This is a genomic window from Streptomyces verrucosisporus, assembly GCF_017114865.1.
In the GTDB taxonomy this organism is placed as follows: Bacteria; Actinomycetota; Actinomycetes; order Streptomycetales; family Streptomycetaceae; genus Streptomyces; species Streptomyces fenghuangensis.
In genome coordinates this window covers 411429-430334 of record NZ_JADEYH010000001.1, presented here as the reverse complement: position 1 = coordinate 430334, position 18906 = coordinate 411429, and the positions used below count along the sequence as shown (strand labels likewise).

Annotated in this window: 11 protein-coding genes, 1 tRNA gene and 1 pseudogene; 5 read left to right on the top strand and 8 right to left on the bottom strand. The window is 69.5% G+C overall.

All coding sequences use genetic code 11. The features are described from left to right. Position 1: 1 nt before the first annotated feature. The 3 genes from IQ279_RS01990 to IQ279_RS01980 form a co-directional block, all read right to left on the bottom strand. Positions 2 to 925, bottom strand: a complete 924-nt coding sequence (locus IQ279_RS01990) for a branched-chain amino acid ABC transporter permease (protein WP_206346482.1) — start codon at positions 923 to 925, stop codon at positions 2 to 4. Positions 926 to 1101: 176 nt separating this feature from the next. After that, complete coding sequence (locus tag IQ279_RS01985; protein ID WP_206346481.1) at positions 1102 to 2262, bottom strand: branched-chain amino acid ABC transporter substrate-binding protein; 1161 nt, start codon at positions 2260 to 2262, stop codon at positions 1102 to 1104. Between the two features lie 468 nt (positions 2263 to 2730). Continuing rightward, positions 2731 to 3384, bottom strand: a complete 654-nt coding sequence (locus IQ279_RS01980; protein WP_206346668.1) for an ANTAR domain-containing response regulator — start codon at positions 3382 to 3384, stop codon at positions 2731 to 2733. A 123-nt stretch (positions 3385 to 3507) separates the two neighbouring features. On the opposite strand from IQ279_RS01980, the gene IQ279_RS01975 reads away from it, so the two are divergent. Both IQ279_RS01975 and IQ279_RS01970 read left to right on the top strand, forming a co-directional pair. Next, positions 3508 to 3582: transfer RNA gene (locus IQ279_RS01975), tRNA-Leu, on the top strand. Between the two features lie 111 nt (positions 3583 to 3693). Beyond that, positions 3694 to 4475 (top strand): annotated as a pseudogene (locus tag IQ279_RS01970) (transcriptional regulator). Between the two features lie 97 nt (positions 4476 to 4572). Here the strand turns inward: IQ279_RS01970 and pyk are convergent. Next, a complete protein-coding gene (pyk, locus tag IQ279_RS01965) occupies positions 4573 to 6006 on the bottom strand; it encodes a pyruvate kinase (protein ID WP_206346480.1) in 1434 nt (477 codons plus the stop codon). A 243-nt stretch (positions 6007 to 6249) separates the two neighbouring features. Here pyk and IQ279_RS01960 point away from each other — a divergent pair, with 243 nt between their 5' ends. From IQ279_RS01960 to IQ279_RS01950, 3 genes are read left to right on the top strand one after another with little or no spacing between them, the layout of a single operon-like run. After that, a complete protein-coding gene (locus tag IQ279_RS01960) occupies positions 6250 to 6705 on the top strand; it encodes a hypothetical protein (protein WP_206346479.1) in 456 nt (151 codons plus the stop codon). A 25-nt stretch (positions 6706 to 6730) separates the two neighbouring features. After that, positions 6731 to 9049 (top strand): DUF6571 family protein, encoded by a 2319-nt coding sequence (locus tag IQ279_RS01955; RefSeq protein ID WP_206346478.1) that lies wholly within the window; start codon positions 6731 to 6733, stop codon positions 9047 to 9049. Then, on the top strand, positions 9046 to 9582 hold the full coding sequence (locus tag IQ279_RS01950; RefSeq protein ID WP_206346477.1) for a hypothetical protein: 537 nt from the start codon (positions 9046 to 9048) through the stop codon (positions 9580 to 9582). The genes IQ279_RS01955 and IQ279_RS01950 overlap by 4 nt, the downstream gene beginning before the upstream one ends. Positions 9583 to 9636: 54 nt before the next feature. On the opposite strand, the gene pepN is transcribed toward IQ279_RS01950, so the two are convergent. From pepN to gltB, 4 genes are all read right to left on the bottom strand, one after another. Further along, positions 9637 to 12153 carry an aminopeptidase N gene (pepN, locus tag IQ279_RS01945; RefSeq protein ID WP_206346476.1) on the bottom strand — a complete coding sequence of 839 codons (2517 nt, stop codon included), beginning with the start codon at positions 12151 to 12153 and terminating at the stop codon, positions 9637 to 9639. A gap of 115 nt (positions 12154 to 12268) precedes the next feature. Then, on the bottom strand, positions 12269 to 12574 hold the full coding sequence (locus IQ279_RS01940) for a chorismate mutase (RefSeq protein WP_206346475.1): 306 nt from the start codon (positions 12572 to 12574) through the stop codon (positions 12269 to 12271). Between the two features lie 183 nt (positions 12575 to 12757). Then, on the bottom strand, positions 12758 to 14221 hold the full coding sequence (locus IQ279_RS01935) for a glutamate synthase subunit beta (protein ID WP_206346474.1): 1464 nt from the start codon (positions 14219 to 14221) through the stop codon (positions 12758 to 12760). Next, complete coding sequence (gene gltB, locus IQ279_RS01930; RefSeq protein ID WP_206346473.1) at positions 14214 to 18782, bottom strand: glutamate synthase large subunit; 4569 nt, start codon at positions 18780 to 18782, stop codon at positions 14214 to 14216. Before gltB ends, IQ279_RS01935 begins: the two co-directional genes overlap by 8 nt. Positions 18783 to 18906 lie beyond the last annotated feature (124 nt).

Sequence of the window (18906 nt, the reverse complement as noted above, 5' to 3'; positions counted from 1 at the left end):
CTCACGCCGTCCTCCCCACACGCTCGCCGAGAATGCCGGTCGGACGGACCATCAGCACCAGCACCAGCACCACGAAGGCGCCGACGTACCGCCAGTCGTCACCCCACAGGCCCACCGTCATGGTCTCCACCACGCCCAGCATCAGGCCGCCCAGCATCGCGCCGCGCACATTGCCGATACCGCCCAGCACCGCCGCCGCGAAGGCCGTGATACCGGGCAGGAAGCCCATCGTGTACCAGACCTGGCTGTTGGTGCCGAACAGGAAGCCGGCCGCACCGCCCAGCAGACCGCCGAGCACGAACGTCCGGGACACCACCTTGTCGATGTCCACGCCCATCAGCGACGCGACCTCCGGGTCCTGCGCCACCGCGCGGATACCCGAACCCATCTTCGTGCGGTTCACCACGTAGTCCAGGCCGACCATCATCGCCACCGCCGACACCAGGATCAGCACCTGCGTGATCGTCAGCTCGGCGCCGAAGACGCTAAGCACCTTCTTGTTCTCGTACATCGACGGCATCGGCAGCGGATTGCGGCCGAACAGCTTGCCCGCCAGGTTGTACAGGAAGAACGAGGCGCCGATCGCGGTGATCAGGAACACCAGGCGCGGCGCGCGATGCCTGCGCAACGGCCGGTACGCCACCCGTTCCAGGCCGAAGGCCACCGCACCGCCCAGCGCGGCACCCGCCAGCATGCCGATCAGGACGTAGGCGACCGAGCCCATACCGGAGGGCGTCGACTCGGGAATCAGGGCGGTCAGGGCCAGAAGGCCCCCGTAGCCGCCGAACATGAAGACCTCGCTGTGCGCGAAGTTCAGAAGCTGGAGTACTCCGTACACCAGCGTGTAGCCGATGGCGATGACGGCGTAGAGACTGCCGAGCACCACCCCTAGGACGAGGAAGTCCCAGAACTCACTGAGGGACATCGAACTGTCTTCCTTGTGGGAATGTGCCGCCCGGCCGTGCGTTCAGCACTCGGGGAACGGGCGACGCGAGGATCACGGAGGCGGGCGCCCGGCACGAAGGCGGTACCCGCCGGGTGTCACACCGGCCGGCGCGGGAGCGAACCCACCGCGCCGGCCGGCCGGAAGCGTCGGCCGGCTCAGCCGGCCAGCTCGTCGACGCTGCCCTGGTACTCGATGCCCTCGCCCTTGACCTGGTACAGGTAGATGGTCTGGTTGGTGAACTCGCCCTTGTCGTCGAAGGAGAACTCCTTCGTCAGACCCTTGTACTTCGCCGCGCGCAGAGCGTCCACCAGCGCCTGGCGCTCGACACCGCCGTCCTCGTGGAGCTTCTTGATCTCCTCGATGATCATCATCGCGGCGTCGTACGACTCGGCCGAGTACGTACCCGGAGCCTGCTTGAACTCCTTCTCGTAGTCCGCGGCGAACTTCTTCGTCGCGTCCTCCTTGGTGGCGTCCGTGCACGGGCAGGTCAGCAGCCAGCCGTCCGAGGCGTCGCCCGCCAGCTGGATGAACTGCGCGTCGTTGGTGCCGTCGCCCGACATCGCCACACCGTCGAAGCCCGCCTCCTTGAGCTTCTTGGCGAACGGGCCGGCGTCCTGGTAGTAGCCCGCGTAGACCAGCGCGTCCGGCTTGTTCTTGGTGACGTTCTTCGCCGCGGCGCTGTAGTCCGGGGTCTTCTGCGGCACGCTCTGGCGCACCACCTCGACACCGGCGGCCTTCAGGTCCTTCTCGGCGACGTCCGCCAGGCCTATGCCGTAGTCGGTCTTGTCGTCGACCACCACGACCTTCTCGGCCTTGACCTTGCCCGACAGGTACTTCGCCATCCCGGCGCCCTGGGCGCTGTCGTTGGGCACCGCGCGCAGGAAGGTCTCGTAGCCCTTGGTCGTCAGGTCAGGGCGCGTCGCCGAGGACGACAGCGCCACCAGGCCCGCGGCCCCGTACACCTCGGCGGCGGTGTCCGCCGGACCCGAGAACGCCGGACCGATCACCGCGACGACGCTCTCGTCGTCGATCGCCTTCTGCGCGGCCGCCGTCGCCTTGTCCGGCAGGCCCTGGTCGTCGACCGGCACGTACTCGACCTCGAACCCGAGGTCGCCCCCGGCGTTCGCCTGGTCGATCGCCAGCTTGATGCCGTTCTCCATGTTCTGGCCGAGCTGCACGTTGTCGCCGGAGAGCGGGCCCTGGAAGGCGATCTTGTACGCGTCGCCGCTGCCGCTGTCCCCTCCGCCGCAACCGGTCAGCGCGAGCGCGCCGACGGCCATGGGAATGGCCAGCTTGACGATGGTCTTGTTGAGCACGTGGAACCCCCTGGAGCCTGCTCAGATCACGACGATCGCCGTACCGTTCCGGCGTCGCGGTCCGCACGTACGTACGTGCGGCGTGGCCCGGAATCTATTGCCCCAGAAGCAGACCAGATAGGTGAGAGCGGCAGATGTGATCTCCCTGTGACCTGCGCCATGCGCCGGAAACAGAACACTCCTTACCGAAGAACGGACAGAAAGGGAAAGATCATCAGGGGTCGGACTCGTGAATTCTCCGACCCCGGACCGCAAATGCCCGCCACCACCCCGCGCCTGCGACCGCACACGGCCCGCGCGAGGATCCGGAACCCCCCGTCCCCCGCCGATGCCCCCGACTCACGCCGGGCCGGCGCCGGGGCGCAGGAGGCGGTGCCGTCCGCGGCCCGGCACCGGCGACGCCCCGGCCGGAACCGGGCCATGCCCGGCGGGCCGTGCGGGACCGCCTCACGCGGTCCCGCACGGGCGTCACCGCTGCTGCTTCTTCTCCTCCGCGTCCTGGATCACGGCCTCGGCCACCTGCCGCATCGACAGCCGGCGGTCCATCGAGGTCTTCTGGATCCACCGGAACGCGGCCGGCTCGGTCAGCCCGTACTGCGTCTGCAGCACCCCCTTGGCCCGGTCCACCAGCTTCCGCGTCTCCAGCCGCTGCGCGAGGTCGGCGACCTCCCGGCTGAGCACCTTCAACTCGTTGAACCGCGACACCGCCATCTCGATGGCGGGCACCACATCGCTCTTGCTGAACGGCTTCACCAGATACGCCATCGCACCCGCGTCCCGCGCCCGCTCCACCAGCTCGCGCTGCGAGAAGGCGGTCAGCATCAGCACCGGGGCGATCGACTCCTCGGCGATCCTCTCGGCCGCCGAGATCCCGTCGAGCACGGGCATCTTCACATCCATGATCACCAGATCCGGCCGGTGCTCCCGGGCCAGGTCCACGGCCCGCTGCCCGTCCCCTGCCTCGCCGACGACGGTGTAGCCCTCCTCCTCCAGCATCTCCTTGAGGTCCAGGCGGATCAGCGCCTCGTCCTCCGCGATGACGACCCGCGTCGTCTCCGGAGGCACGTGCGCCCGCTCGCCGGCCGCGCCGGCCGTGCTGTCGGCGCCGCCGTCGGTGCTGATGGGCTCGGGGATGTCCGCGGTGCTCACTGGGCTCCTCGTTTTCCGGCCAGGTGGACCACAAGAGCCTACCTAGTTCCTGTAAGGTGTACCTACGTCGGGAGGCCCTGGCCTTCGATTCACATGGCCCCGGTAGCCCAATTGGCAGCAGGCAATGGATTCAAAACCCATACAGTGTCGGTTCGAATCCGACCCGGGGCACTTTACCTTTGTTTCCAAGGTTGCAAGCAGGGTGGGAAAATTTCACTGATCAGAGGGAACGCCCCTCCGATCCTCATTCCTGAGAACAGTCTCTCGTACACGCTCGCGAGCATGTACGACCTCGCCACGCGGAAGCGCGTCCTCGCCCTCGTCGACCAGGGCCGCAGTCTCAACTCCGTCAGCAAACAGACCGGCATATCCCGCTCCGCGATCCGCGCCCGGCAGACACGCATCCAGCCGCTCCCGAGCATCTCCCGGGAGACGGACTGCTTCCGCTGCGGACCCGAGCCGTCCCTCCCCGCCGACCGGCCCGCCTACGCCTACCTGCTCGGCCTCTACCTGGGCGACGGCTGCGTCAGCGCACGCCCCCGGCGCGACGGCCACTATCTGCGGATCGCCTGTGCTGACGCCTGGCTCGGGCTGATCACCGCGTGCCGCGAGGCGATCACCGCCGTCCTGCCGGACCGGAGCGCCTACCTCGTACAGGCGCAGGGGTGCGCCATGGTCACCTCCTGCAGTCGGCACTGGCCCTGCCTGTTCCCCCAGCACGGGCCGGGCCGGAAGCACGAGCGGCGCATCACTCTGGAGCCCTGGCAGTGCGAGGTCACCGACGAGCACCCCTGGGAACTGGTCCGGGGACTCGTCCACTCCGACGGCTGCCGGATCACCAACTGGACGACACGTCCCGTGGGCGGCGTACGGAAGCGTTACGAGTACCCGCGGTACTTCTTCACCAACACCTCCGGGGACATCGTGCGCATCTACGGCGAGACCCTGGACCGGCTGGGAGTCGAGTGGCGGGCCGTACGCCGCCCCACCGGGGCGTACAACGTCTCCGTCGCCCGCCGGCGTCCGTGGTGCTGATGGACGCGCACATCGGGCCGAAGCACTGAAAGGCGGTACGGGGGAGGCCCCGGCCGCCGCTGGCGCGAGGCGGTGGCCGGGGCCTCCCGGTTCGAGGGGCGGCCGGTCGGGCCGCACGGGGCCGGTTCAGCGGGCGGGGTGCCCGTCGCCGATGCGGTGGACGCGGACCATGTTGGTGGTGCCGGAGATGCCGGGCGGGGAGCCGGCGGTGATGATCACCTTGTCGCCCCTGGCGCAGCGCCCCATCTCCAGCAGCCGCTCGTCGACCTGCTCCACCATCTCGTCGGTGCTGCTCACGGTGGGGCCGAGGAAGGTCTCCACGCCCCAGGTGAGGTTGAGTTGGGCGCGGGTGGCCGGGTCGGGGGTGAAGGCGAGGACGGGGATCGGTGAGCGGTAGCGGGACAGGCGGCGGGCGGTGTCGCCGGACTGGGTGAAGGCGACGAGGCAGTCGGCGCCGAGGAAGTCGCCCATCTCGGCCGCGGCGCGGGCCACGGCGCCGCCCTGGGTGCGGGGTTTGGCGCTCTCTGCGAGCGGGCGCAGGCCCTGGGAGAGCATGTCCTCCTCGGCGGCGGCGACGATGCGGCCCATGGTTCTGACCGTCTCGACCGGGTGGTTGCCGACGCTGGTCTCGCCGGAGAGCATCACGGCGTCGGTGCCGTCCATCACGGCGTTGGCGACGTCGGAGGCCTCGGCGCGGGTGGGCCGGGAGGAGTCGATCATCGAGTCGAGCATCTGGGTGGCGACGATGACCGGTTTGGCGTTGCGCCGGGCGAGGGCGACGGCGCGTTTCTGCACCAGGGGGACGGTTTCCAGGGGCATCTCGACGCCGAGGTCGCCGCGGGCGACCATGAGGCCGTCGAAGGCGTCGACGATCTCGGGGAGGTTCTCCACCGCCTGGGGTTTCTCGATCTTGGCGATGACGGGGAGGTGGCGGTCCTCCTCCTTCATGACGCGGTGGACGTCGGCGATGTCGCGTGCGCTGCGGACGAAGGAGAGGGCTATGAGGTCCACGCCGGTGCGCAGGGCCCAGCGCAGGTCGTCGATGTCCTTGTCGGAGAGGGCGGGCACGGAGACGGCGACGCCGGGGAGGTTGAGGCCCTTGTGGTCGGAGACCATGCCGCCCTCGGCGACCTCGGTGCGTATGCGGGGGCCGTCGACGGCGGTGACCTTCAGGGCGACGCGGCCGTCGTCGACGAGGACGAGTTCGCCGGGTGTGACGTCGTCGGCGAGCCCTTCGTAGGTGGTGCCGCACTGTCCGCGGTCGCCCTCGACGTCCTCGGTGGTGATGGTGAACTCGTCTCCGCGTTCGAGGAGTACGGGGCCTTCGCGGAACCGCCCGAGCCGGATCTTCGGGCCTTGAAGGTCCGCGAGGACGCCGACGCTGCGGCCGGTCTCCTCGGAGGCGCGGCGGACGCGGTGGTAGCGCTCCTCGTGCTCGGCGTGGGCGCCGTGACTGAGGTTGAGGCGGGCGACGTCCATTCCGGCTTCGACGAGCGCTTTGATCTGCTCGTACGAGTCGGTGGCGGGGCCCAGAGTGCAGACGATTTTCGCGCGGCGCATGGCAGTGAGCCTATGACTTACTCGCAGGTAGGGAACTGTGGGAAGGGAACTGTTCAACGGCCGTTTCATATAGGGCCGTTAACAACTTGTGAAATGGGCGCGAGGTTGCTCGGATGAGCATTTCCGTTTTCCGTGGAGGCATATGACGGCGCATACGGGCCTGCGCTCGGGCCGCCACTCGCACCCACTCCCGGATGTTATCGTCTGGTTGCACAGTGTATCGGCCGACTCGGGGGAGGGTGTGTGTCGTTCGACGAGGAGTGGGCCGCTCTGGTGGCGAAGGCCTCGGAGCGGGGTGGTGCCGGGACGCGGCTGAACGAGGTGGCCGACCTCGGTGGCGGCGGGAGCGGCGGGCACGATCTGTCGGCCGTCCAGGACGAGTTGGGGGCCATCGGACACGACGCCCATGTGCTGTTCGGGCGGTTGCGGAAGGACGGCGACCTCGCCCGCGAGTCCAGCGACGATGCCGCCACCGCTCTGAAGAACGCCAACTTCACACTGGGCGAGGAGCTCGGCCTCACCGTCGGGGTGTGGGACTCCCAGCTCAGGACGTTGCTGCAGTCCTGTGCGCACATCTCCAACCATCTCGACTACAGCGCGAAGTCCTACACCGAGCAGGACAGGGAGATCGAGGCGCAGATGCGGCACCGCGACGGCTCGGCCATGTCGGTGTCGGAGATCGAGCGCTACTACAAGTAAGCACGGGGAACGGGGAAACGGCACCATGGCCAAGCTGACCTTCACCGATCTGTACGGCTTCTCCTTCTCCGGCCTGTCGGATGCGGTGTCGGACTGGGATTCGGTGGTCACCGAACTGGGGGAGCTGGCGGACGAGGCCCGCACCGGTATGGCCGCCAAGGCCGAGAAGGCCGACTGGAAGGGCGAGAACGCCACCGTCACCAAGCCGTTCGTCCGCAAGACGGCCAAGGAGTTCGACGATGCGGCGGCCCAGGCCAGGAGCATCAGGAACATTCTCAGGGACGCGCACACGGACCTGAAGTCCGTTCAGGCCGACCTGATCAAGGAGGTCGAGGGAGGCCGTGAGCAGGGCATCCGGGTGAGGGACAACGGTGACGGGACGGTGGGGTTCTCCCTCGACCGCCAGCCGGACAACAGCGCCCCCTCCGAGGAGCAGCGCCGGGCGGGCGGGGACCTGGCGGACCGGATCGACCGGCTGATCGCGCGGGCCGAGGAGATCGACGACCTGGCGGCACGGGCGCTGAAGAGGGTCCACGGCGGCGATCCCTACAACTTCGGGCATGCCCAGTACAGCTCCCTGGACGAGGTCGAGGCCGAGCGCGCCGTGAAGCTGGCTAAGCTGGGCCCGGACATGTCGGATGCCCAGTACCGCGAGTTCAACGGCCTGGTGGGCGCGAACGCCGAGGACCCGGAGTTCTCCACGGCCTTCTACAAGGGGCTGGGCGGCCCCGAGGAGGCCCTGCGGTTCTACGCCCGGATGTCGATCGACGGCACCCTGGGGGACGGGGAGGAGAACGAGGGGCGGCTGGCGCTGTCCCGGGACCTCCAGCGGAACATGGGCATCGCGTTGGCCACCGCCACCGACCCGGACAACAAGACGCACCTGCCCGCCGGCTGGGGAGAGGAGTTCCGCAGGCTCGGCACTCAGCAGATCGATCTGGAGCCGGGCCCGTTCGGCCCGCAGCCGTACGGCTACCAGGTCCTCGGCGGGATCATGCGCTACGGGGAGTACGACGCGGACTTCCTCACCCCGATCGCGGAGCACATCACCCAGCTCCACCACGACGAGCCCACGCGGTTCACCTCGAACAGACCGGTGGGCACGGGCGATGCGGATCTCGGCTACAACCCGTCGGGCAGGGGCGGGGCCGGCTACGACCCGCTGACGAGTGTGCTGGAGGCGCTGGGGCACAGCCCGGAGGCCGCGGAGAGGTTCTTCACGGGTGACCCGACGGTGTATCGGGAGGACGGCACCGTCGACAAGGGAGCGAAGCTGGGCTACCAGTACTTCGACGAGTTCCTCAAGGAGGACTTCGAGTGGCCGCCGGACAGCCTGGCGAAGCCGGGCACGGACGGTTTGAAGGACGCTCTCGAGCACGGGCCGAACGCACTGGGGCACGCGCTGGAGGCGGCGGCGACCGGGCGCGCGTACGACAGTCAGTCGACGGAACCGATCGAGCACACCTCGGAACGTGCGGAGTTCACCGAACGCCTGGTGGCGCACTTCGGCGAGCATCCCGAGCTGATCCGCCACAACGAGAACCTGAAGGACGAGAAGTTCGGGGATCTGAAGTCCGGTCCTCTCCATGTGCTGCGGGACAGTCTGGGGAACATCACGGCGGAGTACATCGGCGACTTCCAGCGGTCGATGTACGGGGACTCCCCGGCCTCGGACAGTTTCCCGGTCAACGGCGTGCCGGCTGTCTTCGAGAACACCAGCCACGTGGTGAGCTTCCTCGGCGAGGTGGGCCAGGATCCGGACGCGTACGGCACGATCACCAGCGCCCAGCAGTCGTACACGACGCTGATGGTGGACAAGGTGTTCGACGGGGTCTTCAGCGGGGAGGACAAGTCGATGGTCTCCCTGGAACAGAAGGTGAGCAGCGCGGTCGCTCCCGGCGCCGTGATGGCGGGCATCATGAGCGATGCCCGTGCCGACGCCGTTCACGACTACAACACGGCGGCCGCCAAGGACTTCAACGAGGCCGCGGGCGACAAGGGAAAGTGGGCCACCCGCACCGTTGAACTGGGAACGTCGCTCATTCCGGAGCGGGTTCCGGTGGTGGGAGAGGTCGTCAACTGGCTGGCCGAGGACATCACGGAGAGCGTGGTGAAGAGCGCCGAGAAGGACGTCGCCGATATCAAGGAAAACGGTAGGCGGGATTATGTCCTGGCTCGCGAGGCAGCTGCCGAATCGGCCAAGGAGGCTGTCTTGCGCGCCTCTGTCAGACATTCCAGCCTAAATAATGAGACAATCGAAGGCATCCAAAGCGCGGCCGCCATTCAGACGGGAAACAGCCACATTGAAGGAGTTGGCATGAGATCGTCTGGTGACGCATCGTGAAGATATCTGGCGGCTATCGCGTGGCCATCCTGCTTCTTGCCACCCTGACCTCGGTGATCGGATGCGGGACTGAGAAGAATGAGCGGGAGTACCGGGAATACACAGTGCCCGAGTCGCTGTGCAGCACGGATATCGATGCAGAAATGATTGAGCCTTTCCTTCCGCCAGGGAAGGAGATCGACCAGACCGAAGAAACTGACCGCATCGACTGGTTCTGCAGGGTCTCGGTGGACGAAAAGAGTGTTTTCATGCTGACCTGGGAATGGTGGGAACCCGACTGGCCGACGGAGCGCTTTGCAGTCCGGCAGGCCTACGCGACCCCGGACAGGAAGTCCGCTGACGGGACCTATGTGCATTCCAAAGAAGACGCGGTGGCTGCGGTGCGCTGCACGGAACAGGGCAAGGACTGGGATATCTTCCTCACAGCCAGGGTGAGGAATGGAGGAGTACCGAACGCCGAGGCCATGGAAAGATTCATCGTCGCGTACCGTGATGAGTTCATGAAAAGCGATCCCTGCGCGGACATGCGATGAGCGGTCCGTGGGTGCCGGGTCCCGTCCGTGGACGGGACCCGGCACCCACGCGCGTCAGTGCGCCGCGCGTACGCGCAGGGCGCGGGCGAGGTCGTCGAGTTCGTCGGCGAGGGGGCGGCGCAGGGCGGGGGTGAGGGAGTCGTCGGCCAGGCACCGCTGTCCCAGGTCCAGGGTGCCGGGATCGGTGAAGGGGCGGGGGAAGCCGTGCCGTCCCAGTGCCTGGGCGATGGCGGGGCCGCGGCGGGCGGCGAGGGCGGGGGCCTGGTCGAAGTAGCGGGGGACGTAGTCGCGCAGCAGGTCGTGCTGCTCTGCGTGCCAGAAGCCCTGGAAGGTGGCTTTGAGCAGGTAGTTGGAGAGGGTGTCGGCCTCTTCGAACAGGGCCTGCCAGGCGGCTTCCTTGGTGGCGGGGTCGGGCAGGGCCGCGCGGCAGCGGGTGGCTCCCTCGGTGCCCGTGGCGCTGGGGTCGGCATCGTGGGCGGCGCCGATGTCGGAGGTGTTCACGGCGCCGAGGACGGCGAGGCGGTGCAGGAGCCGCCAGCGCAGTTCGTGGTCGAGGGGGCGTCCGCCGGGGAGGATGCCGGTGGTCCACCAGTGGTGGAGGTCGCCGGGGGTGGTGGCGCTGTCGATGGCGGCGCGTACGGCGGTCAGCTGTACTCCCCCGTCGCGTCCGCCGCCGGCCGGTTCGCGCTCCAGCAGGGCGCCGGCGAGGTCGGTGAGGATCTCCAGGGCGGCGGTGCGCTGCCCTGGCGGCAGGTAGCGGTCGACGATCTCGTGGCGGGCGAAGTCCAGGACGCCGGCGACGACGGCGTCGTCCCTCTCGTGGGGCAGGTGGGCGCGTGCGGTGTCCAGGTAGTCGGCGGGCGGCAGCAGGCCGTCGCGGACCATGTCGCGGGCGGCGTTCCAGACGGTGGCGCGGGTGAGGGGGTCGGGCAGGTGGGCCAGGGCGCGTCGCACGGTGCGCCAGGAGCCCGTGTCCAGGCGGACCTTGGCGTAGGTGAGGTCGCGGTCGTTGAGGAGGACGAGGTCGGGGCGGGGGCCGTCGGCGGTGAGGGTGTGACCGCTGTCGGCGGAGATGTCGGCGGTGAGTGGTTCGCGGGGGGTCAGGCGGTCCGCCGCTCCGGTGCCGTCGAGGTCGTAGAGGCCGATGGTGAGGCGGTGGGGGCGGTTGCCGGTGTGGGCGGTCTCCAGGTGCCAGCGGCGGCCGTCGGTGGTGAGGTGCGGGGTGAGGGTGTCGACGCCGGTGGTGCGCAGCCAGCGGTCGGCCCAGGCGTGGACGTCGCGGCCGGAGGCGCGGGTGAGGGAGTCGAGGAGGTCGGCGAGGGTGGCGTTGCCGAAGCGATGGCGGGCGAAGTGGTCGTTGATGCCGGCGAGGAAGGCCTTCTCGCCGAGCCGGGCGACCAGTTGACGCAGCGCGGAGGCGCCCTTGGCGTAGGAGATGCCGTCGAAGTTGAGCAGCGCGGTGGCGGTGTCGGGCACCGCTTCGGGTTCGGGGGCGACGGGGTGGGTGGAGGGGCGCTGGTCGGCGTCGTAGCCCCAGGACTTGCGGTCGACGGCGAACTCGGTCCAGGTGGCGGTGAAGCGGGTGGCGTCGGCGAGGACCTGGTAGCCCATGTACTCGGCGAAGGACTCGTTGAGCCAGATGTCGTCCCACCAGCGCAGGGTGACCAGGTCGCCGAACCACATGTGGGCCATCTCGTGGGCGATGGTCACGGCGCGGGTCTGGAGCTGGGTTTCGGTGACGGCGGAGCGGTGGACGTATTCGTCGCGGAAGGTGACCAGCCCGGGGTTCTCCATGGCACCGGCGTTGAACTCGGGGACGAAGGCCTGGTCGTAGGAGTCGAAGGGGTAGGGCTCGTCGAAGATCTCGTGGTAGCGGTCGAAGCAGGCGCGGGTGATGTCGAGCAGTTCCTGCGCGTCGTCGTCGAGGTGGCTGCCTAGGGACTGGCGTACGTGCAAACCGAAGGGGATGCCGGCGTGCTCGGTGCGCACCGAGTGCCAGGGGCCGGCGGCCAGTGCCACGAAGTAGGTGCTCAGCGGTGGGGTGGTGGCGCACTCCCAGCGGCCGGGCTCTCCTTCGACGCGGTGGGCGGTGCCGTTGCCCAGGACGGTCCATTCCTCGGGGGCTGTGGCGGTGACGGTGAAGGGGGCCTTGAGGTCGGGTTGGTCGAAGGCGGCGAAGACGCGGGGGGCTTCGGTCTGGAAGCACATGGTGTAGAGGTAGGTGCGGCCGTCAGCGGGGTCGGTGAAGCGGTGCATGCCCTCGCCGGTGCGCGAGTAGGCCATGTCGGCCTCGATGCGCAGTTCGTGCTCGCCCGCGTTCAGGCCGGTTAGCGGCAGGCGTCCGCCGGTGAGGGAGGCGGTGTCGAGTGCGCGTCCGTCGAGGACGGCCCGGTGGAGGGTGTGGGGCCGTACCTCGACGAAGGTGTCGCCCGCTTCGCGGGTGGTGAAGTGGACGGTGGTGGTGGAGCCGAAGGTCTCTTCGCCCCGGGTCAGGTCCAGGTCGACGGTGTAGTGCCGGACGTCGATGAGCCGGGCTCGGCTCCGCGCCTCTTCATGGGTCAGTGCGGGCATGCCGCTCATGCTGCCGTATCGGCCGTGCGGGGTGCACCGGGCGCCCCCTGCAGCACCTTTCGGCCAGAACCGCGTGGCCGATGCCCTGCGGCCGATACCGCGTGGCCGCCGGTGGTCAGGAGCGGGCGATGGTCTCGTGGTGGCGGATGACCTCGGCGATGATGAAGTTCAGCAGCTTCTCGGCGAAGGCCGGGTCGAGTTTGGCGTTCTCGGCGAGGGAGCGAAGCCGAGCGATCTGCTGGGCCTCACGGGCAGGGTCGGCGGGTGGCAGTCGGTGTTCGGCCTTGAGGCGGCCGACCTGCTGGGTGCACTTGAACCGCTCGGCGAGCATGTGCACCACGGCGGCGTCGATGTTGTCGATGCTGTCGCGCAGCCGGTCGAGTTCTGCCTGCACCGACGGATCGGTCTCGCTGTTCGTCATGGTCACCGACTCTATGCGTTCCGGGCGCTGTCTCCCCGCCCGTTCCGGTGGACGGATACGGGCCGGACGTGCCACGGCGCCGGCCCCCGGTCGGGGAAGGGGCCGGCGCCGCGGGGTGCGCGTCCGTGTCGGTGCGGGCCGGCCGGGGTGGCCGGCCCGCGCCGTACGGACGGTCGGGGTGGGTCAGACGGTCAGTGCGCGGTCGGTCGGCCTGATCGGGGCCGGCAGGGAGCTGGCACCGGTCAGGTAGCGGTCCACGGCCCTGGCCGCGGAGCGGCCTTCGGCGATGGCCCACACGATCAGGGACTGGCCGCGGCCGGCATCGCCGGCGACGTAGACGCCGTCTACGTTGGTGGCGTAGTCGGCGTCGCGGGCGACGTTGCCGCGCTGGTCCAGTTCCAGGCCGAACTGCTCGACCAGGCCGTTGTCCTTGTCGATGCCGGTGAAGCCCATGGCCAGGGTGACGAGCTGGGCCGGGATGCGCTTCTCGGTGCCCGGCCTGGGCGTCGGCCTGCCGTCGACGAACTCGACCTCGACCAGGTGCAGGGCCTGGACGTTGCCGTCCTCGTCGCCCTCGAAGTGGGTGGTGGAGACGGAGTAGACCCTCTCGCCGCCCTCTTCGTGCGCGGAGGTGACCTTGTAGAGCATGGGGAAGGTGGGCCAGGGCTGGCCGACCGGGTCGCGCTCGTCGCCTGGCCGGGGCATGATCTCCAGCTGGGTGACGGAGGCCGCGCCCTGGCGGTGGGCGGTGCCGACGCAGTCGGCGCCGGTGTCGCCGCCGCCGATGACGACGACATGCTTGCCCTCGGCGGTGATCGGCGGGGTGATGTAGTCGCCTTCCTGGACCTTGTTGGCCAGGGGCAGGTACTCCATCGCCTGGTGGACACCGTTCAGTTCGCGGCCGGGCACGGGCAGGTCGCGGGCGGTGGTGGAGCCTGCGGCGATGACGACGGCGTCGTAGCGCCTGCGCAGGCCGGCGGCGTCGATGTCGCGGCCGATCTCCACTCCGGTACGGAACTTGGTGCCCTCCGCTCGCATCTGCTCGATGCGGCGGTTGATGTGGCGCTTCTCCATCTTGAACTCGGGGATGCCGTAGCGCAGCAGTCCGCCGACGCGGTCGGCGCGCTCGTAGACGGCGACCGTGTGGCCGGCGCGGGTGAGCTGCTGGGCGGCGGCCAGGCCGGCGGGGCCGGAGCCGATGACGGCCACGGTCTTGCCCGACAGGCGCTCGGGCGGCTGCGGGGTGACGCCGCCGGCTTCCCATGCCTTGTCGATGATGGTGACCTCGACGTTCTTGATGGTCACCGGGGGCTGGTTGATGCCCAGCACGCAGGCGGACTCGCACGGGGCCGGGCACAGCCGCCCGGTGAACTCGGGGAAGTTGTTGGTCGCGTGCAGCCGCTCGCCGGCGGCCTGCCAGTCCCCGCGCCAGGCGTAGTCGTTCCACTCGGGGATGAGGTTGCCCAGCGGGCAGCCGTTGTGGCAGAAGGGGATGCCGCAGTCCATGCACCGGCCGGCCTGCTTGCCGATGATCGGCAGCAGGGAGCCGGGGACGTAGACCTCGTTCCAGTCCTTGAGGCGCTCGGGTACGGGGCGGGTCTCGGCGACCTCGCGGTCGGTGTTCAGGAAGCCCTTGGGATCAGCCATTGGTCGCCGCCTCCATCATCTTCTCGTGGGTCTCGTCCTGGGAGAGTCCGGCTCGCTCGGCGGCGTCCTTGGCGGCGAGCACTGCCTTGTAGGTACGGGGGATGATCTTGCTGAAGCGGCCGGCGGCGGTCTCCCAGTCCGCGAGCAGCTTCTCCGCGACGGTGGAGCCGGTCTCCTCGTGGTGGCGGCGCACGATGTCGTGCAGCCACTGCCGGTCGGTGTCGTCGAGGGGTTCGACGGCTGCGGCGATGTCGGGGTTGACGTTGTCGGCGTCGAGGTCGACGACGTACGCGGTGCCGCCGGACATGCCGGCGCCGAAGTTGCGGCCGGTGCGGCCCAGGACGACGGCCGTGCCGCCGGTCATGTACTCGCAGCCGTGGTCGCCCACGCCCTCGGAGACCACCAGCGCGCCGGAGTTGCGGACGCAGAAGCGTTCGCCGACGCTGCCGCGCAGGAACATCTCGCCGCCGGTGGCGCCGTAGGCGAGGGTGTTGCCCGCGATGGTGGAGTACTCGGCCAGGTGGGAGGCGCCGCGGTCGGGGCGGACGATGACGCGTCCGCCCGAGAGGCCCTTGCCGACGTAGTCGTTGGCGTCGCCCTCCAGGCGGAGGGTGATACCGCGCGGCAGGAAGGCCCCGAAGGACTGGCCGGCGGATCCGGTGAAGGTGATGTCGATGGTGTCGTCGGGCAGGCCGGCGCCGCCGAACTTCCTTGTCACCTCGTGGCCGAGCATGGTGCCGACCGTGCGGTTGATGTTGCGGATGGGCACCTGGGCGCGCACCGGGCGGGCGTCCTCGGCGGTGTCGGCCGACAGGGCGTCGGCGGCGAGCTTGATGAGCTGGTTGTCCAGCGCCTTGGCCAGGCCGTGGTCCTGGGGCACGACCTGGTGGCGGGCGGCGCCCTCGGGCAGTTCGGGGACGTGCAGCAGCGGGGCCAGGTCGAGTCCCTGGGCCTTCCAGTGGTCGACCGCGCGGCTGACGTCGAGGACCTCGGCGTGGCCGATGGCCTCGTCCAGGCTGCGGAAGCCGAGTTCGGCCAGGAGTTCGCGGACCTCCTCGGCGATGAACTCGAAGAAGTTCACCACGTGGTCGGCCTTGCCGCTGTAGCGGCTGCGCAGCACCGGGTTCTGGGTGGCGATGCCCACGGGGCAGGTGTCCAGGTGGCACACGCGCATCATCACGCAGCCGGAGACGACCAGCGGGGCGGTGGCGAAGCCGTACTCCTCGGCGCCCAGCAGGGCGGCGATGACCACGTCGCGGCCGGTCTTGAGCTGACCGTCGGTCTGGACGACGATGCGGTCGCGCAGGCCGTTGAGCAGCAGGGTCTGCTGGGTCTCGGCCAGGCCCAGCTCCCAGGGGCCGCCCGCGTGCTTGAGGGAGGTGAGCGGGGAGGCGCCGGTGCCGCCGTCGTGGCCGGAGATCAGCACGACGTCGGCGTGGGCCTTGGACACGCCTGCCGCGACCGTGCCGACGCCGACCTCGGAGACCAGCTTCACGTGGATGCGGGCGGCGGGGTTGGCGTTCTTCAGGTCGTGGATGAGCTGGGCGAGGTCCTCGATGGAGTAGATGTCGTGGTGCGGCGGCGGGGAGATGAGCCCGACTCCGGGTGTGGAGTGCCGGGTCCTGGCGACCCACGGGTAGACCTTGTGGCCGGGCAGCTGGCCGCCCTCGCCGGGCTTGGCGCCCTGGGCCATCTTGATCTGGATGTCGTCGGAGTTGACCAGGTACTCGGAGGTGACGCCGAAGCGGCCGGAGGCGACCTGCTTGATCGAGGAGCGGCGGGCCGGGTCGTACAGCCGCTCGGGGTCCTCGCCGCCCTCGCCGGTGTTGGACTTCGCACCCAGCCGGTTCATGGCGATGGCGAGGGTCTCGTGGGCCTCCTGGGAGATGGAGCCGTAGGACATGGCGCCGGTGGAGAACCGCTTGACGATCTCGGAGACGGGCTCGACCTCCTCGACGGGGATCGAGGGCCGCTCGGACTTCAGGCCGAACAGGCCGCGCAGTGTCATCAGGCGTTCGGACTGCTCGTCCACGCGCCGGGTGTACTGCTTGAAGATGTCGTAGCGGCGGGTGCGGGTGGCGTGCTGGAGACGGAAGACCGTGTCCGGGTCGAACAGGTGCGGTTCGCCCTCGCGGCGCCACTGGTACTCGCCGCCGATGTCCAGGTTGCGGTGGGCCGGTGCGATGCCGGAGACCGGGTAGGCCTTGGCGTGCCGGGCGGCGACCTCCTTGGCGACGACGTCCAGGCCGGCGCCGCCGATCTTGGTGGCGGTGCCGTGGAAGTAGGTGTCGACGAAGTCCTGCTCCAGGCCGACGGCCTCGAAGACCTGGGCGCCGCGGTAGGAGGCGACGGTGGAGATGCCCATCTTGGACATGACCTTCAGCACGCCCTTGCCGAGCGCCTTGATCAGGTTGCGGATGGCGGTCTCGGGGTCGGTGCCGGCGGGCAGGAAGGTGCCGGCGCGCACCAGGTCCTCGACGGTCTCCATGGCCAGGTAGGGGTTGACCGCGGCGGCGCCGTAGCCGATGAGCAGGGCGACGTGGTGGACCTCGCGGACGTCTCCGGCCTCGACCAGCAGGCCCACCTGGGTGCGCTGCTTGGTGCGGATGAGGTGGTGGTGGACGGCGGAGGTGAGCAGCAGCGACGGGATCGGCGCGTGCTCGGCGTCGCTGTGGCGGTCGGACAGGACGATCAGGCGGGCGCCGTCGGCGATGGCGGTCTCGGCCTCGGCGCAGATCTCGCCGATCCGCTCGGCCAGGGCCGCTCCCCCGCCGCCGACGCGGTAGAGGCCGGAGAGGGTGACGGTCTTCATGCCCGGCATGTCGCCGTCGGCGTTGATGTGGACGAGCTTGGCGAGTTCGTCGTTGTCGATCACCGGGAAGGGCAGGGTGACGCTGCGGCAGGAGGCCGCGGTGGGCTCCAGCAGGTTGCCCTGGGGGCCGAGGGAGGAGATCAGCGAGGTGACCAGTTCCTCGCGGATGGCGTCCAGCGGCGGGTTGGTGACCTGGGCGAACAGCTGGGTGAAGTAGTCGAAGATCAGCCTGGGGCGTGTGGAGAGCGCGGCGATGGGCGAGTCGGTGCCCATCGAGCCGATCGGCTCGGCGCCGGTGCGGGCCATCGGGGCGAGCAGAACGCGCAGTTCCTCCTCGGTGTAGCCGAAGGTCTGCTGGCGGCGGGTGACCGAGGCGTGGGTGTGGACGATGTGCTCGCGCTCGGGCAGGTCCTCCAGCTCGATGATCCCGGCCTCGAGCCACTCCTGGTAGGGGTGCTCGGCGGCGAGGGAGGCCTTGATCTCGTCGTCCTCGATGATGCGGTGCTCGGCGGTGTCCACCAGGAACATGCGGCCGGGCTGGAGACGGCCCTTGCGGACGACCTTGTCCTGGTCGATGTCCAGGACGCCGACCTCGGAGGAGAGGACGACCAGACCGTCGTCGGTGACCCAGTAGCGGCCCGGGCGCAGTCCGTTGCGGTCCAGGACGGCGCCGACCCGGGTGCCGTCGGTGAAGGTGACGCAGGCCGGTCCGTCCCAGGGCTCCATCATCGTGGAGTGGTACTGGTAGAAGGCGCGGCGGGCGGGGTCCATGGAGGGGTGGTTCTCCCACGCCTCGGGGACCATCATCAGCACCGCGTGGGGCAGGGAGCGGCCGCCGAGGTGGAGCAGTTCCAGGACCTCGTCGAAGGAGGCGGAGTCGGAGGCGTCGGGGGTGCAGACGGGGAAGATCCGCTCGAGGTTCCCGGCGTCCTTGCCGCCGAAGAGGTCGGAGACCAGCTGGGACTCGCGGGCGCGCATCCAGTTGCGGTTGCCGCGGACGGTGTTGATCTCGCCGTTGTGGGCGACGAAGCGGTAGGGGTGGGCCAGCGGCCAGCTGGGGAAGGTGTTGGTGGAGAACCGCGAGTGGACCAGGGCGATGGCGCTGGCGAATCGGCGGTCGGACAGGTCGGGGAAGAAGGGTTCGAGCTGCCCGGTGGTCAGCATGCCCTTGTAGACGATCGTCCGCGCGGACAGCGACGGGAAGTAGGTGCCGGCCTCGCGCTCTGCCCGCTTGCGCAGCACGAACGCCTTGCGGTCCAGGGCCAGGCCGGTGTTGGTCCCGTCGGCGACGAACAGCTGGTGGAAGGCGGGCATGGTGGCTCGGGCGCCGCTGCCCAGCAGCTGGGGGGCGACGGGGACCTCGCGCCAGCCCAGGACGTTCAGGCCCTCCTCGGCGGCGATCGCCTCGATGCGCGCGGTGGCCTCGGCGCCGGCGGTCTCGCCGGTGGGGAGGAAGGCGATGCCCGCGGCGTACGAGCCTGCCTCGGGCAGCTCGAAGCCGGCGGTCTCGCGCAGGAAGGCGTCGGGGATCTGGACCAGGATGCCCGCGCCGTCGCCGGAGTCGGCCTCGGCGCCCGTGGCGCCGCGGTGCTCCAGGTTCCGCAGGACGGTCAGGGCCTGGTCGACCAGCGTGTGGCTCGCCTCACCGGTGAGGGTGGCCACGAAGCCGACGCCGCAGGCGTCGTGCTCGTCGCGCGGGTCGTACATTCCCTGCTTGGCAGGGTAGGCCGTCAGGGGCGCAGCACGCATCGGCTCTCCCGTCGTCATGTGGGGCTTGGTGGCGCCTTCCGGACCGGGTCCGAAGGGCGCCGAGGGACGACGTTGGCCCTCTGCGGAACAAATTTTCGGTGCAGGTTACATGATGAGGTTTCTC